12 protein-coding genes are annotated in these 15,769 nt (G+C 73.9%); 5 read left to right on the top strand and 7 right to left on the bottom strand.

Going from position 1 to position 15,769, the window contains the following annotated elements; translation table 11 throughout:
* Positions 1-34 precede the first annotated feature (34 nt).
* The 6 genes from iolD to BLT72_RS16525 form a co-directional block, all read right to left on the bottom strand.
* Positions 35-1,930 (bottom strand): 3D-(3,5/4)-trihydroxycyclohexane-1,2-dione acylhydrolase (decyclizing), encoded by a 1,896-nt coding sequence (gene iolD, locus BLT72_RS16500; protein ID WP_197677410.1) that lies wholly within the window; start codon positions 1,928-1,930, stop codon positions 35-37.
* A 67-nt stretch (positions 1,931-1,997) separates the two neighbouring features.
* Positions 1,998-2,876 carry a 5-deoxy-glucuronate isomerase gene (gene iolB / locus BLT72_RS16505; RefSeq protein WP_091414161.1) on the bottom strand — a complete coding sequence of 293 codons (879 nt, stop codon included), beginning with the start codon at positions 2,874-2,876 and terminating at the stop codon, positions 1,998-2,000.
* Entirely contained in the window at positions 2,873-3,745 is an 873-nt protein-coding gene (locus tag BLT72_RS16510; protein ID WP_425349250.1) for a Cgl0159 family (beta/alpha)8-fold protein, read from the bottom strand. The genes iolB and BLT72_RS16510 overlap by 4 nt, the downstream gene beginning before the upstream one ends.
* A gap of 32 nt (positions 3,746-3,777) precedes the next feature.
* Positions 3,778-4,824, bottom strand: coding sequence for a 5-dehydro-2-deoxygluconokinase (gene iolC, locus BLT72_RS16515; RefSeq protein ID WP_091414162.1), 1,047 nt, complete (start codon positions 4,822-4,824; stop codon positions 3,778-3,780).
* A 285-nt stretch (positions 4,825-5,109) separates the two neighbouring features.
* On the bottom strand, positions 5,110-6,108 hold the full coding sequence (locus tag BLT72_RS16520; protein WP_091414164.1) for a glycosyltransferase family 2 protein: 999 nt from the start codon (positions 6,106-6,108) through the stop codon (positions 5,110-5,112).
* A gap of 81 nt (positions 6,109-6,189) precedes the next feature.
* On the bottom strand, positions 6,190-7,662 hold the full coding sequence (locus BLT72_RS16525; protein ID WP_231930094.1) for an LCP family protein: 1,473 nt from the start codon (positions 7,660-7,662) through the stop codon (positions 6,190-6,192).
* A gap of 180 nt (positions 7,663-7,842) precedes the next feature.
* Between BLT72_RS16525 and BLT72_RS23370 the strand changes: the two genes are divergently transcribed.
* The 5 genes from BLT72_RS23370 (at position 7,843) to BLT72_RS16545 (ending at position 14,487) form a co-directional block, all read left to right on the top strand.
* Positions 7,843-9,105 (top strand): LCP family protein, encoded by a 1,263-nt coding sequence (locus BLT72_RS23370; protein WP_091414166.1) that lies wholly within the window; start codon positions 7,843-7,845, stop codon positions 9,103-9,105.
* A 101-nt stretch (positions 9,106-9,206) separates the two neighbouring features.
* Positions 9,207-9,950, top strand: coding sequence for a hypothetical protein (locus BLT72_RS16535; RefSeq protein ID WP_091414168.1), 744 nt, complete (start codon positions 9,207-9,209; stop codon positions 9,948-9,950).
* A 39-nt stretch (positions 9,951-9,989) separates the two neighbouring features.
* Positions 9,990-10,160 carry a hypothetical protein gene (locus tag BLT72_RS22325; RefSeq protein WP_157720544.1) on the top strand — a complete coding sequence of 57 codons (171 nt, stop codon included), beginning with the start codon at positions 9,990-9,992 and terminating at the stop codon, positions 10,158-10,160.
* 50 nt (positions 10,161-10,210) lie between these two features.
* Entirely contained in the window at positions 10,211-11,809 is a 1,599-nt protein-coding gene (locus tag BLT72_RS16540) for a peptide chain release factor 3 (RefSeq protein WP_231930096.1), read from the top strand.
* 131 nt (positions 11,810-11,940) lie between these two features.
* Positions 11,941-14,487: a glycoside hydrolase family 2 protein gene (locus tag BLT72_RS16545; RefSeq protein WP_231930098.1), complete on the top strand. Its 2,547-nt coding sequence runs from the start codon at positions 11,941-11,943 to the stop codon at positions 14,485-14,487.
* A 163-nt stretch (positions 14,488-14,650) separates the two neighbouring features.
* On the opposite strand, the gene BLT72_RS16550 is transcribed toward BLT72_RS16545, so the two are convergent.
* Positions 14,651-15,769, bottom strand: a complete 1,119-nt coding sequence (locus BLT72_RS16550; RefSeq protein ID WP_091414171.1) for a Gfo/Idh/MocA family protein — start codon at positions 15,767-15,769, stop codon at positions 14,651-14,653.

Raw genomic sequence — 15,769 nt, forward strand, 5'->3', positions numbered from 1 at the left:
CTCCTGCTTCTGCGCTGAAGGTGATCTCGGGGTGCTAGCGGGTGGGACGGAGGAACGGCCGCTGGGTGGCCTTGTGCGGCTCGTAGACCTGCCGCGCCCGCTGCGTCGAGTCCAGCGTCGAGGTGGCGCTCACGGGCACGTCCCACCAGGCCTCGGAGTCCGGGGCGCTGACCAGCGGGTCGGTCTCGACGTGGATCACGCAGGCCCCCGCGGACGCCTTGGCGGCCTTGACGGCGTCGGCGAGCTCCGCGGCGGTCGAGGTCCTGATCACCTCGAGTCCGAAGCTGGCGGCGTTGGCGGCCAGGTCGACCGGCAGGACGTCGCCGTCGAGCCGGCCCGACGCCGGGTTGCGGTAGCGGTACCGCGTCCCGAAGCGCTGCGAGCCGAGTGACTCCGAGAGCGAGCCGATCGAGGCGTAGCCGTGGTTCTGGACCAGGACGGCGATGATCTTGACCCCCTCCTGGACCGCGGTGGCCAGCTCGGTGGCCATCATCAGGTACGAGCCGTCGCCGACCATGACGAAGACGTCCCGGTCCGGGCAGGCCAGCCGGACGCCGATGCCGCCGGCGACCTCGTAGCCCATCGTGGAGTAGCCGTACTCGACGTGGTAACCCTTCGGGTCGCGCGTCCGCCACAGCTTGTGCAGGTCGCCGGGCATCGAGCCGGCCGCGCAGACCACGACGTCGCGGGGGTCGGACAGCTCGTTGACCAGGCCGATCACCTCCGCCTGGGTGAGCTTCCCGTCGGCGCCCGCGTTCGGCGTGGCCGGCAGGTAGACCGACTGGACCTGCGCGTCCCACGCGGCGTCCAGCGCGGTGTACCGGTCCCGGTAGGCGTCGTCGACGCGGTGGCCGTCGAGGAGCCCGGTCAGGGACTCCAGCGCCTCGCGGGCGTCGGCCACCACGCCGAGGCCGGCGTGCTTGACCGCGTCCAGCCCGGCGACGTTGACGTTGACGAACTGCACGTCCGGGTCCCGGAAGACGGTCCGGCTCGCGGTGGTGAAGTCGGAGTAGCGGGTGCCGATCCCGATCACCACGTCGGCCTCGGCGGCCACCGCGTTGGCGGCCGTCGTGCCGGTGGACCCGATCGCGCCCAGGCACTGGGGGTGGTCGTAGCGGAGGGTGCCCTTGCCCGCCTGGCTCTGACCGACGGGGATGCCGGTCGCCTCGCAGAAGGCGGCGAGGGCGTCGACGGCACCGGAGTAGTGCACCCCGCCGCCGGCGACGACCAGCGGCCGCTCCGCGTCCCGGATGATGTCGGCGGCCCGGGCGAGGACGGAGCGCTCCGGCAGCGGCCGGGCGATGTGCCAGACCCGGCGTTCGAACAGCTCCACCGGCCAGTCGTGGGCCTGGGCCTGCACGTCCTGGGGCAGGCAGACGGTGACGGCGCCGGTCTCGGCCGGGTCGGTGAGCACGCGCACGGCGCTCAGCAGCGCCGCCGGCAGCTGCTCCGGCCGCCAGACGCGGTCGAAGTAGCGGGAGACGGGCCGGAAGCAGTCGTTGACGGTGAGGTCGCCGGCGGACGGCTGCTCGAGCTCCTGCAGCAGCGGCGAGGCCGCACGGTCGGCGAAGGTGTCGGCGGGCACCAGCAGCACCGGCAGCCGGTTGATCGTGGCCAGGGCCGCACCGGTGACCATGTTCGTCGCGCCGGGGCCGACGCTGGTGGAGACCACCCAGGTCTGACGCCGGTCCTTCATCCGCGCGTAGGCGACGGCGCTGTGCACCATGGCCTGCTCGTTGCGCCCCAGCACGTAGGGCAGGGCGCCGGGTTCCTCGAGCTCGGCCTGCAGCAGCGCCTGCCCGAACCCCGCCACGTTGCCGTGGCCGAAGATGCCGAAGCAGCCGGCGAAGAGCTTCTGCTCCACCCCGTCGGACTCGGAGTACTGGACGCTGAGGAACTTCACCATCGCCTGGGCGACGGTCAGGTTGATCGTCGTCGCGGGGGCGCTCGGGGGGGTCGTCCCCCCGCGGGTGGGACGGTCTCGACGGGCGACATGCTCAGCCTTCCTCGGCAGCGGTGAGTCGGGGGTCGACGTCCTGCTCGGCCCAGGTGCCGCGCACCCAGGTCTGGTCGGGGTGGTCGGAGATGAGCCAGGCCCGTTCCGGCGAGGGACCAGCCATCACGTTCAGGTAGTACATGGCGTAGCCGGGGGCGGCGACGCAGGGACCGTGCCAGCCGTGCGGTACCAGCACCGTGTCCCGGTCGTGGACCTCTTCGAGGAGGTCGATCGGGTGCCCCGGCGAGGAGGAGGTGCGCATGAAGCCCAGCCCGGGTTCGCCGTGCGGGCCCGAGGCGATCTCGAAGTAGTAGATCTCCTCCAGCTCGGACTCGGTGGCCGTGGCCTCGTCGTGCTTGTGCGCCGGGTAGGACGACCAGTTGCCGCCGGGCGTGATCACCTCGCACGCGATGATCGCGCCGGCCTCCAGGGCCTCGGGGGTGGCGAAGTTGCGGACCTGGCGGCTGGACTGGCCGGCCCCCCGGAGCTCGACGGGCACCTGTGCCGCCGGCCCGTACCGCACGGGCAGCACCCGGTCGGTGCGGGCGCCGCAGAGCGCGAAGCGGCCGCCGGCCGCGGAGTGCAGGGTGGCCACCTGGTCGACGGGCAGGTAGGCGAAGTCGGTGGGCCCGGCGAACACGTCGGGCCGGCCGTCGAGCTCGAGGTGCGCCCCGTCCACCTCGACGGCCACCGCGCCGCTCAGCGGCACCACGACCACCTCGGCGTCGCCGGTGTGCAGCGTGTGCGTGCCGGCCGGCGGCAACGTCAGAACCCGGAGGCTGGAGTAGCCCCAGGACGCCGACGCCGGGGTGACCTCGACGTCGTAGTCGCCCCGGGCCGCACGGCCGGCGGGCAGGAACAGGTCGCCCACTCCGCTCACCGGACCATCGAGACGGCGGTGTCGACGGCCTTGGTCACGTCGTCGTCGCCCGGGTAGAGCATGGTCCGGCCGAGCACCAGACCGCGGACCGACGGCAGGGCCAGCGCCGCCTGCCAGCGCGCGTAGGTCTCGTCCGGCGCGCCGTCGGGGTCGCCGCCGAGCAGCAGGGTGGGCAGGGTCGTCGCGTCCATGACCCGCTCCATCTCCTCGACGACCGGCAGCTTCAGCCAGGTGTAGGCGCTGGTGGCCCCGAGGCCCTGGGCGATGTGGACCGACTTGATCACCGCGTCCGGGCTGAGGTCGTTGGCGACCCTGCCGTCGACGCGCCGGGACATGAACGGCTCGACCAGGGCGACCAGCCGGGCGCGGTTCAGCTCGGTGACGGCCTGGCCGCACTGCTCGAGGGTGGCCACGGTGCCCGGGTCGTCGAGGTCGATGCGGGTGAGCATCTTGGCGCCGTCGAAGCGGGCCTCGACGGTGCCCTGGACGTCGTAGCCGGTGCGCCGGTCGTCCAGCTCGAACGTGGCGCCCTGCAGCCCGCCGCGGTTCATGGAGGAGAACACGAGCTTGTCCTCCAGGGCGCCGAGGAGCAGCAGGTCCTCGGCGATGTCCGCCGTCGCGAGCAGTCCGTCGACCCCGGGCCGGGCGAGAGCGGTGGCGAGCCGTGCCAGCAGGTCCCGCCGGTCGTTCATGGCGGTCGGTCGACCGGCGGCGGCCAGGGCACCCCGCGCGGGGTGGTCGCACGCCAGGATCATCAGCCGCCCGTCGACCCCGAAGACCTCCGGCCGCCGGCTCCGACCGGCCAGCAGCTGCGCGATGCGCTGGGGCTCGCGGGCCCGGACCTCGTTGATCTCCCCGACCGAGGCCACGAAGCCCGGGCGGAGCGCGGTCGTCACGGCGCTCACCGGCCGGCCACGACGTGGTTGGCGTGGGCGAGGTCGAGGTCGGCGTTCGGGTCACCGCCGGCGAGCAGGGTCTCGATCTCGGCCTCGGTGGGCATGGCGGTCGAGCACTCCAGCCGCGAGGCCACGATGGCTCCGGCGGCGTTGGCGTGCGCGAGCACCTTCTCCAGCGGCCAGCCGGCCAGCAGCCCGTGGCAGAGCGAGCCGCCGAACGAGTCGCCCGCCCCGAGGCCGTTGAGCGGCGTGATCGGGAGGGGCGGGCTCTCCACGCGCTCGCCGGACCGGGTCTTGGCCAGCACGCCCTTGGGCCCCTGCTTGACGACGGCGAGCTCGACGCCGGCGGCGAGCAGCGCGTCGGCCGCCCGCTCCGGGTCCGTCTCCCCCACCGCGACCTCGCACTCCTCGCGGTTGCCGACGGCGACCGTCACCTGGGGCAGCACCTTCTGCACCTGCTCGCTCGCGTGCCCGGGCGTCGCCCAGAACATCGGGCGGTAGTCGAGGTCCAGCACGGTGTGCGGCCGACGGGCCCGGGCCTCCAGGACGGCGAAGTGGGACGCCCGGCTCGGCTCCTCGCTCAGGCCGCTGACCGAGAGCCACATCAGGGCCGTGGCGCGGACGGCGTCCAGGTCCAGGTCCTCGGGGCGCACCTGCAGGTCCGGCGCGGTCGGCTTGCGGTAGAAGTACAGCGGGAAGTCGTCCGGCGGGAAGATCTCGCAGAAGGTGACCGGCGTCGCGTAGGTCGGGTTGGTCACCACGTGCGTGTCGGTGACGCCGAGGTCGCGCAGCTCCCGGCGCACGTAGCGGCCGAACGGGTCGTCCCCGACGCCGGTGATGATGCCGGTGCGGTGGCCCAGCCGGGCGGCCGCGACGGCGACGTTGGCGGTGGTGCCCCCGAGGTACTTGCCGAAGGTCTGCACGTCCTCCAGCCCGACACCGACCTGGAGGGGGTAGATGTCCACCCCGGCCCGCCCGAAGGTCAGCACCTCCAGGGGTCCGTCCACCGGGCCCTGCGACGGCAGGGAGGCGGGCTGGGCGTCGCTGCTCATGTCTCTCCTCCGGGACGGACCGGCTCGGTGAGCGCGGTCCTCGTCGAACCTAGGGCTTGCCTCCGGCCGATGTCAATCAATTGTTCGGACAAAGGGTCAAGAGCGGGTCTGGCTCCTCAGCGACGTCAGCGGCCGCCCTCGGGGAACCGCACCCGGCCTGGCCCGGAGGACCAGTCCGCCCGCTGCTGGTCGGCGTCGCGGCCGGTCTGGACGCCGCTGCGGACGAGAGGCCGCACGGCTCCCGGGAGGGTCGGAGCCCGGTGGCGTGCCTGCTCGTGCGCGACGTCAGGGACGGGTGCGGCGCAGCCCGACCAGGAAGCCGGTCCCCCACGACAGGTGGGTCGCCGCGAGGACCACGGGCAGCCAGGCGCGGGCCCGGGCCGGCATCGGCCCGGCGGTCGCGGCGCCGACGACGACGATCGCCAGGTAGCCGAGGGGGGCGGCGAAGCCGACCTTGAGCAGCCGGGACCCCGCCAGCTCCCCGACCAGGCCGGCGACCGTGCCGACGGCGATGCCGGTGACCGCCACCGGCGGCGCCAGGTAGCGCAGGTTGGCCGTCTCGGGGTGACGGCGCACGACCTCGCGGCGCCACTTGCCCGTGTCGTACATCTGCTGGACCAGGGCCCGCAGGGAGGAGCGCGGCCGGTAGGTGACCCGGAGCTCCGGGGAGAACCAGATCCGCCGCCCGCTCCCCCGCAACCGGTAGTTGAGCTCCCAGTCCTGCGCCCGGTGCATGGTCTCGTCGAAGCCGCCCACCGCCGCCAGGGCCTCCTTGCGGAAGACCCCGAGGAACACCGTCTCGGCCTCCCCGGCCGGTGAGTCGGCCAGGTGGAAGGCGGTGCCGCCCAGGCCGAGCCGGGTGGTGTAGGCCGAGGCGACGGCCTGCTCGAAGGCCGAGTGCCCCTGGGCGTCCATCACCCCGCCGACGTTGGCCGCGCCCGTCTCCTCGAGCAGCTCGACCGCGCGGGCGATGTAGCCGTCGGTCAGCTCGCCGTGCCCGTCGACCCGGACGACCAGGTCGTGCCGGGCCGCCGCGACACCCAGGTTGAGGGCGTGCGGGGTGCGCCCCGCGGGGTTGTCGACGACCCGGATGCGGTCGTCGTCGGCCGCGAGCCGCGCGGCGATCTCGTGGGTGGCGTCACGGCTCGGCCCGACGGCCAGGATGACCTCGAGCTCGCCCGGGTAGTCCTGGTCGAGGACCCGCTGGACGGCGGCCGCGAGGTGCCGCTCCTCGTTCAGCACGGGCATGACGACGCTGACCCCGGGCCAGCTGCGTGCGCTCATCGGGTCATCCTGTCAGCCCCGCCGGGTGCGGCCCGGAGCACGCGCCCCGGCGGGCCCACGTCGCCGCTCGGGACGTCCGGCTCAGGCGGAGCAGACCGCGGTCAGGTCGTCGGTGTCCGCGCCCTTGCTGGCGGCCGGCTTCTTCTTCTTCGGCGCGGTGCTGGCGCTGCTGGGGGCCGGGCTGCTGGCGGTGGCGGTGGCGACCGGCTTCGGCGCGTCCTTGGCCTCCGAGGCGGCGATCTTGTCGGCCACGGCACCGCGGAGGACGTCGAAGTCGGGAGCCCCCGGCTGGATCAGCGGCGGCACCACGGCGAGGCTCGACGTCGGCAGCTTCTTGGCCTTGAGGGCCAGGTCCATCATCGTCCCGACCTCGGTGGTGGGCACGCTGGTGGCCACCACCTCCTGGCCCGCCGCGGCGATCTTGTTGAAGTTCGTCAGCACCGTGGCCGGGTCCATCTGGTCGAGCATCGCGTTCATCACGCACTTCTGCCGCACCATCCGGTCGTAGTCGCTGGAGTCCGCGCGCGAGCGGGCGAACCACAGCGCCTCCCGGCCCGTGAGGTGGCGGTCCTTGCCCGCCTCGACGTAGCCGTGGATCTTGGTGCTGCCGCCGCCGATCGGCACCCGGCGGTAGACGTCCATGGTGATGCCGCCGACGGCGTCGACGAGGTCCTCGAAGCCCTTGAGGTCGATGAGCGCCCAGTAGTTGATCTGGAGCCCGGTCGCGCCCTCGATCGCCTCGACCGTGGCCTGGGCGCCCGGGTTGCGGACGCCGGGGTACAGCTCGGGGTGCTCCGTCGCGTAGGTGTAGACCGCGTTGAGCATGCACGAGTGGTCGGCGCAGGTGTAGCCGTGCGGGAACTCCGCGTGCAGCGGCGAGGACTCCGGGAACGGGACGTCCTCGAGGTTGCGCGGCAGGCTGATCAGGACCGTCCGGCCCGTCTCGGCGTCGACGCTCGCCACCGTCATGCTGTCCGGCCGCAGCCCCACCCGGTCCGCGCCGGCGTCCCCGCCCAGCATCAGCACGTTGTAGCGGCCGTGCTTGACCTCCTGGTCACCGCCTCCGGCGAAGACCGAGGCCATCAGGTCCCGCTGGGAGGAGACGATCGACGCCGAGGCGAGGAGCCCGCCGACGACGGTGAAGACCAGGGCGAGGTTCAGCACGGCGAAGCCGAGGCGGTGCCGTCGGGCCAGCTCCGGCGGCCGGCTGATCCGCCAGGCGTCGACGAGGAGCAGGCCCCAGCCCAGGCCCAGCACCACGAGGGCCACCTGGACCAGCCGGAGCGTGACGCCGCTGGTGACGAGGGCGATGGCCCCGTTGCGCCAGACCAGCGCCAGCAGCGCGACCAGGGCCAGCAGCACCCAGAGACCGATCCAGACCCGCAGCGCGATCCGGCCGACCGCCCGGTTGCCCGCCGCGATCTGCGCGGACCCGGGCAGCACCAGGGTCATGCCGAGGAAGGTGAGCCCCCGGCGCAGCTTGACGCGCTCGCTGCGCTGCTGGGGGGTGTGCAGGGTGGTCGGGAGGTGGTCCTCCGCGGTGCTGATCGACACCTGGGGGCCTTTCGTGGGCTGCGGGGAAGGCGACCGGCGCGACGACCTGCCCGACGGGCGTGCAGGGCGCGCGAGGCCGCAGTCAGTATGGGCGCGGCCGGCGGTCGGGCCGCCCGTGCCACGCCGGGGCGAGGCTCCTTTCGCACCCTCGGTGCGGGGGCCCCCCGGTACCCTCGGGGCATGCCGAGCAGCCGCGACGAGGACCTCGACTGGCTCTACGGCCGCTCGCCGCGGCCGGACGGGCCCGAGCCGACGCGGGTGCTGCCGCCCGACGCGGAAGGCCCGGTCGACGCCCGCCCGGCCCCCTCCTGGACGCCGCCCGCGCCGGCCCCGGCCCCCCGGCCCGGCCCGGCCACCACACCGGGCCACGACGCGCCCGACCCCGGCCGGACGCCCTGGGCCCCGCCGTCCGGACCGCCGGCCGCACCACCACCGGCGCCGGCCGCCGCCCCGCCCGGACGGACCGGACGCACCGGACGGCGTCGGCACCCGGCCCGCACGACGCTGCGGACGCTGGCCCTGCTCGTGGTGCTGGCGCTGGTCTGGCTGGTGGGCGTGCCGGCCTACGCCTGGAGCCAGGTGGGACGGGTCGACGACACCCCCGGCGGCGACCGCCCGGGCCACCAGCCCGGCCAGACCTTCCTGCTCGTCGGCTCCGACTCCCGGGAGGGCCTGAGCAAGGCCGAGCAGAAGAAGCTCGGCACGGGCAGCACGGAGGGCCAGCGGACCGACACGATCATGCTGCTGCACGTGCCGCCGGGCGGGCAGCCGGCGCTGATCTCGATCCCGCGGGACTCCTTCGTCGACATCCCGGGGAACGGTCAGAACAAGATCAACGCCGCCTTCGCCTTCGGCGGCGCCCCCCTGCTGGAGCAGACCGTGGAGCAGAGCACCGGGCTCCGGGTCGACGGCTACCTCGAGATCGGGTTCGGCGGCTTCGTCAACGTCATCGACGCGCTCGGCGGCATCGAGATGTGCCTGCCGAAGGCGATCGAGGACGAGGACAGCCACCTCGACCTGGAGAAGGGCTGCCAGGAGCTGGACGGCACGACGGCGCTCGGCTACGTCCGGATGCGCAAGGCCGACCCGCGCGGCGACCTCGGCCGGGTGGAGCGGCAGCGCGAGATGCTCGCCGCCGTCGCCTCGAAGGCGGCCTCACCGGCCACCGTGCTGAACCCGGTCCGGTACTGGCGGCTCTGCAACGCGTCCGCCCGGTCGGTGCGGCTGGGTGAGGACACCTCGCTGTGGCAGGTCGGCACGCTGGCCCTGGCCATGCGCACCGTCGCCGCCGGCGACGGCCTCACGCTCACCGTGCCGATCGCCGACCCCGACGCCTCGACGTCGGCCGGCTCGGCGGTGCTCTGGGACGAGGAGGAGGCCCGGGCGATGTTCGACGACATCGCCCGTGGCGACACCTCCGACCTGGACCGGTACGCGCGCTGAGCCCTGGCCGCCGGGTCGGGTGCCCTGTCAGTGCCGCCCCGTAGCGTCCTCGGTGCCCGTTCCTCCCCCGGCTCGGGCAGCACGGATCGAGGAGCACGCGGATGACCAAGGCTGTGGCGAAGACGGTCGCGGCGCTGCTCGCGGCCGTGGCGGCGGTGGTCCTGGGCCTCGAGGGCGCCGACCTGCTCGCGGTCCCCGCCGCGGTGGTGCTCGCCTGCGTCGTCGTCTCGGCGACCCTGGCCGCGGTGGCCACGATCGGCGCGGCCTGGCGGGACTGGCGCGAGCGCCGGTCGGGCCGACGGCGCGAGCTCGCCGAGATCACCCTGACGGCGACGCTGTGGGCGGTGGTCGACCAGGTGGTGCCGCCGCTGGACTACCGCGACCTCGGCATCGCCGTCTACCGCACCGACCACGCCTGGTGGTGGCCCTGGCGCCCCGAGCTGCGGCGGGTGCACCGCGTCCGCGCCTCCCGCCGGCCCGTCAGCTCCGACGTGGCGTGGCGGCCCGGCAAGGGCGTCATCGGCGCGTGCGTGACGCAGGGCGAGGTGGTCGCGGTGGACCTGGCGCAGATGTCGGCCGACCTGGGCCAGCCGACGGCGGCCGAGTGGCGGCAGGTGCCCGAGGACCTGCGGATGGGCCTGGAGCACGAGGAGTACCTCGACGTCCGGGACAAGTACGCCGTCGTCGTCGCCTCGCCGATCATCGACGACTCGGGTCCGCGCTCGCGGGTCGTCGGCTGCCTCGCCCTGGACGGCCCGGAGGGACGGCTGGACGCCCTCAGCAGCGACGAGGTGCTGGGGCTGCTGAACTTCACGGGTCAGGCCCTCCTCCAGCAGGTCGGCTGAGGCGTACCATCGGAGCCACCCGGAGGGAAGGCGACACCCATGTCACCCGGCAACATCAAGAAGGCGCGCGCGTCGGTCATCACCCGACCCGCCGTGCAGTCGGTGAGTGCCACCCGCAAGCTCGCGTCCTCGCTCCGCCGGCTCGGTGCCGACCAGGCGACGATCGACAAGCTCACGCGCCGGACGCCGGCGCCCACCACCTCCCGCTGACCGCCCGCGCTGACCGGTCGCCGGTCGTCCCCGACGGGTAGAGTCGTGCGGTGCTCGATACCGCGACTGCTGTCCTGCCCGACGCCGGCGAGGTCGGCCGTCAGGCGGCCCGGCGCCGCGTCGTCGCCGTCATCTCCCACCCCGACGCCGGCAAGTCCACCCTGACCGAGGCCCTGCTGCTGCACGCGCGCGCCATCGGCCGGGCCGGGGCGACCCACGGCAAGGCCGGCCGCAAGGCGACGGTCTCGGACTGGATGAGCATGGAGCAGCAGCGCGGCATCTCGATCAGCTCGGCCGCCGTCCAGTTCGAGCACGACGGCGTCGTCGTGAACCTGGTGGACACCCCGGGGCACGCCGACTTCTCCGAGGACACCTACCGGGTGCTCGCCGCGGTGGACTCGGTGATCATGCTGGTCGACGCGGCCAAGGGCCTCGAGGCCCAGACGATGAAGCTGTTCGACGTCTGCCGCCGCCGCAAGCTCCCGGTGATCACCATGATCAACAAGTGGGACCGGCCCGGGCTCGACGCGCTGGCCCTGATGGACGAGATCGAGACGCGCACCGGGCTGGTCCCCACCCCGCTGACGTGGCCGGTGGGCATCGCCGGTGACTTCGCGGGCCTGGTCGACCGCCGCACCGGGCAGCTCGCGCAGTTCACCCGCACCGCCGGCGGCGCCACCATCGCCGCCGAGCACCTCGTCGACCCGTCCGGGGCCGCCGAGCTCGTCGGGCCCCGCTGGGCGACGGCGGAGGACGAGGTCGGCCTGCTGGAGGGCCACGACCAGGAGCTGTTCCTGGCCGCCGCCACGACCCCGGTGCTGTTCGGCGCCGCCGTGCTCAACATCGGCATCGGCCGGCTGCTCGACGTGATCGTCGAGCACGCACCGGCGGCCGAGGCCCGGCGCGACACCGCCGGCGACCCGCGCCCGGTCGACGACCCGTTCTCGGGCTTCGTGTTCAAGGTCCAGTCGGGCATGAACGCGGCGCACCGCGACCGGATCGCCTTCATCCGCGTCTGCTCCGGTGTCTTCGAGCGGGGCATGACGCTGACCCACCAGCCGACGGCCCGGCCGTTCGCCACCAAGTACGCGCACCAGTTCTTCGGCCGGGAGCGGGAGACGGTCGACCTCGCCTGGCCGGGCGACGTCGTCGGCCTGGTCAACGCGAACGCGCTGCGCCCGGGCGACACGCTGTACCTGGACCGGGCGGTGGAGTTCCCGCCGATCCCCCGGTTCGCGCCCGAGCACTTCCAGGTGGTCAACGCCCGCGACACCAGCAAGCACAAGCAGTTCCACAAGGGGCTCAGCCAGCTGGACCGCGAGGGGGTCATCCAGCTGCTCACCTCCCAGCTCCGCGGCCCCCAGCAGCCGATCCTCGGGGCGGTCGGGCAGATGCAGTACGAGGTCGTGGCGGACCGGATGACCCACGAGTTCAACTGCCCGGTCAGCCTGGAGCCGCTGGCGCACACCGTCGCCCAGCGCACCGTGCCCGCCGCCCTGGACGTGCTGGGGTCCGAGAGCAACGTCGAGGTGGCGACCGGCTCGGACGGCACGACCATCGCCCTCTTCACCAACACCTGGCGGCTCGCCACCGTCCGCCGCAACCACCCGGACCTGGTGCTGGCCGGGCTGGGCGTCGCCGAGGACTGAGTCGCGGGCGCCCGACCCGGCCCGGTCGCCGCCCGTCGGCGCCGTGGAGCCGTGGGCGGAGGCGGACGGGTCCGGGGCGACGGCCCGGGCACGCTCGACGCCTGCTGAACCGGTCAAGTAACGTGCCGATGGTGACTGCGAACCCCACCACCGCGACGGCGCGGCCCCTCCGCCGGACCACCCTCGACTCGGTCGGCGGCACCGCCTGGACCCTGTCCGCGCTCGGGCCGGTGCCCGAGGGCTGGGCCGCGGTCGGGGCCGCGCCGGTGCCGGCGACCGTCCCCGGCGAGGTGCACGCCGACCTGCTGGCTGCGGGGTTGATCCCCGACCCGTTCGACGGCGACCACGAGGGCGCGCTGGCGTGGATCGGCCGCACGGGCTGGTCCTACCGCGCCACGTTCACCTGGTCGGGCGGCCCCGAGGACCACCACGAGCTGGTCGCCGACGGGCTCGACACCCTGGCCACGGTGCTGCTCAACGGCACCGAGGTCGCCCGGACGGCGAACGAGCACCGGAGCCACCGCGTCGACGTCGGCGCCGTGCTGGTCGAGGGCACCAACACCCTCGAGGTCCGCTTCGAGGCGCCGGTCACGGGCGCCGAGCGGCTGGCGGCCGAGCTGGGCGACCGGCCGCGCGCCTACGGCCACCCCTTCAACGCCCTGCGCAAGGCGGCCAGCCAGTACGGCTGGGACTGGGGCCCCGACCTCGCCGGCGCCGGGATCTGGAAGTCGATCGGCTTGGAGTCCTGGAGCGGGGTCCGGCTGGCCGCGGTCCGCCCCCTGGCCACGCTGGAGGGCACCGAGGGCGTCCTGGAGACCCACGTCGAGCTGCAGTGGGCCGGCGGCGCCGTCGCACCCGTGCCGGTGAGCGTGCGGGTGGGCACGGAGCAGGCGGAGGCACTGGCCCAGCCGGGCCAGGACAGCGTCGTCGTCGTGCAGCGGTTCGCCGACGTCGCGGCCTGGTGGCCGCGCGGGTACGGCGAGCAGGCCGTCCACGACGTCACCGTCGAGCTCGGCGGCGCCGACGCAACCCTGGCGACCTGGTCGGGACGGGTCGGGTTCCGCGCGGTCACGCTGACCACCGAGCCGGACCCCGACGGCACCGGGTTCGTCCTCGCGGTCAACGGCGAGCCGGTCTACGTCAAGGGCGCGAACTGGATCCCCGACGACGCGCTCGTCACCCGGCTGACCGCGGACACCTACCGAACCGGGGTCGCCGAGGCCGTGGCGTCCGGGATGAACCTGCTGCGGGTCTGGGGCGGCGGGATCTACGAGAGCGAGCACTTCTACCGGGCCTGCGACGAGGCCGGGGTGCTGGTCTGGCAGGACTTCCTGTTCGCCTGCGCCGCCTACAGCGAGGACGAGCCGCTGCGCAGCGAGGTGGAGGCCGAGGCGCGTGAGGCCGTCACCCGGCTCTCGCAGCACGCCAGCCTGGTGCTGTGGAACGGCGGCAACGAGAACCTCTGGGGCTACGTCGAGTGGGGCTGGCGGACGCCGCTGGCCGGCCGCACCTGGGGCGACGGCTACTACACCGGGCTGCTGCCCGCGATCGTCGCCGAGCTGGACCCGCGGACGCCCTACAGCCCGGGCAGCCCGTACTCGTTCATGGAGTACGCGCACCCCAACGACCACCGCAACGGCACCCTGCACATCTGGGACGTCTGGAACCAGCTGGACTACGACCACTACCGCGACTACCCGGCCCGCTTCGTCTCGGAGTTCGGGTTCCAGGGGCCGGCCGCCTGGTCGACGCTCACCTCGGTGGTGCACGACGAGCCGCTGGACCCCTACGGCGCGCAGATGCTGGTCCACCAGAAGGCGCACGAGGGCAACCTCAAGCTGGAGCGCGGGCTGGGCGCCCACCTGCCGCGGTGGCCCGTCGACGGGGACGGCCGGGCCGACATGGACGACTGGCACTGGCTGACCTCGCTCAACCAGGCCCGCGCCGTCGCCTTCGGGATCGAGCACTTCCGCAGCTTCTACCCGCTGAACCGCGGTGCGGTCGTCTGGCAGCTCAACGACAACTGGCCGGTGGTCTCCTGGGCCGCCGTCGACAGCCACGGCATCCGCAAACCGCTGTGGTACGCGCTGCGCCGGGTCTACGCGGACCGGCTCGCCACCTTCCAGCCCCGGCCGGACGAGCACGGCGTGCCGGTCCTGACGCTGGTCGCGCACAACGACAGCAGCGGGGTCTGGGACGGCGAGCTGGTGCTCACCCGCCGCTCCACCGGCGCCGGCACGCCGGTGCTCGCCGAGCAGCGCGTGCCGTTCCACCTGGACGCCCGCTCGGCCGTCGCGGTGGCCCTGGACGCCGACCTGCTGGCCCCGGCCGACCCGCGGGCCGAGGTGCTGACCGCCAGCGCCGAGGGGATGACGACGGCGTACGGCTACTTCGTCGAGGACACCGAGCTGGTCCTGGCCGAGCCCGACCGCGCCTACGAGGTGGAGGTGGCGCACGCGTCCGGCGGCTGCACCGTCACCGTCACGGCGTCGGCGCTGGCCAAGGACCTGGCCCTGTTCCCCGACCGGCTCGACGCCGGCGCCCGCGTCGACTCCGGCCTGGTCACCCTGCTGGCCGGCGAGCGGCACACCTTCCACGTCACCGGCCCCGACGTCGACGAGGCGGCCCTGACCACGAAGCCGGTGCTCCGCTCCGTCAACGACGTCGTCGGGCGGTAGCGCCCTCCCGCGGCCTGCCTGCTGCCGCGGCCTGAGCCCTGCCGTGCCTGAGCCTGTCGAAGGCCCTTCGACAGGCTCAGGGCACGGGAACCGGCTCACCCCGCACCCCCGGACGCACGAACGCCCGGCCACCCCTCACGGGCGACCGGGCGTCCTGCTGACCTCAGACCGTCGCGGCCTTGGGGTCCCAGTCCTCCGGGAGCAGCGCGGGCTTCTCGAAGCTGCTGTCGACGGCGACGAACTCGCCCCGCTCGCCCGACTCGGCGATGGCGACCATCGTGTCGAGGACGTGGAACGCCTGGGCGCCCTGCGCCCGGTGCGGCCGGCCCTCACGGATGGCCCGGGCGATGTCGAGCGCACCGGTGCCCCGCGAGGACAGGGCGGTGGTCTCGGCGACGACGGTGAAGTCGTCCTCGCCGAGGCGGCGGACGGCGATCTCGCCCTCGAACATGTTGGGGTCGGGGACCAGCATCGTGCCCTCGGTGCCGGTGATCTCCAGCAGCGTCCGGGTCTGGGCGGAGTCGAAGGAGTAGATCATCGTCGCCGACTGACCGGACTCGTACTGCACCAGCGCGGAGTACTGGCTGGGCACCGTCACGTCGAACACCTCGCCCGCCTTGGGGCCCGAGCCGATGGTGCGGGTCGCCCGCGCCTTGGAGGCGGTGGCCGCGACCTGGCGGGCGGGCCCGAAGAACTGGGCCAGCGCCGTCAGGTAGTACGGGCCGATGTCGAACAGCGGGCCGGCGCCGTACTGGAAGAGGAACGCGGGGTCCGGGTGCCAGGACTCCGGGCCGGGGCTCTGCAGCAGGACCAGCGCCGTCAGCGGGGTGCCGATGATGCCCGACTCCAGCAGCTCGCGGCTCTTCTGCAGGCCGTTGCCGAGGAAGGTGTCGGGTGCGCAGCCGACCCGCAGACCGGCCTTCTCCGCGGCCTCGATGGTCCCCCGCCCGGCCTCGCGGTCCAGGGCCAGGGGCTTCTCGTTCCACACGTGCTTGCCGGCGGCGATGACCTGGGCGGCCACCTCGGCGTGCGCGTCCGGGGTCGTGATGTTGACGACGAGCTCGACGTCCGGGTGCTCCAGGACGACCGCGTTGTCACCGGCGGCCGGGATCCCGAACTCCTCGGCCCGTGCGTGCGCCTTCTCGGTGATCTTGTCGGCGATCGCCACGACCTTCGTGTCGGCGAAGCTCGTGAGGTTCTCGATGTAGGTCCCGGAGATGACGCCGGCACCGATGATGCCGATGCCGACGGGCCCGGTGCGGGTGGTGGGAGTGGCGGTCAT

It is taken from the genome of Friedmanniella luteola (genome assembly GCF_900105065.1).
In the GTDB taxonomy this organism is placed as follows: Bacteria; Actinomycetota; Actinomycetes; order Propionibacteriales; family Propionibacteriaceae; genus Microlunatus; species Microlunatus luteolus.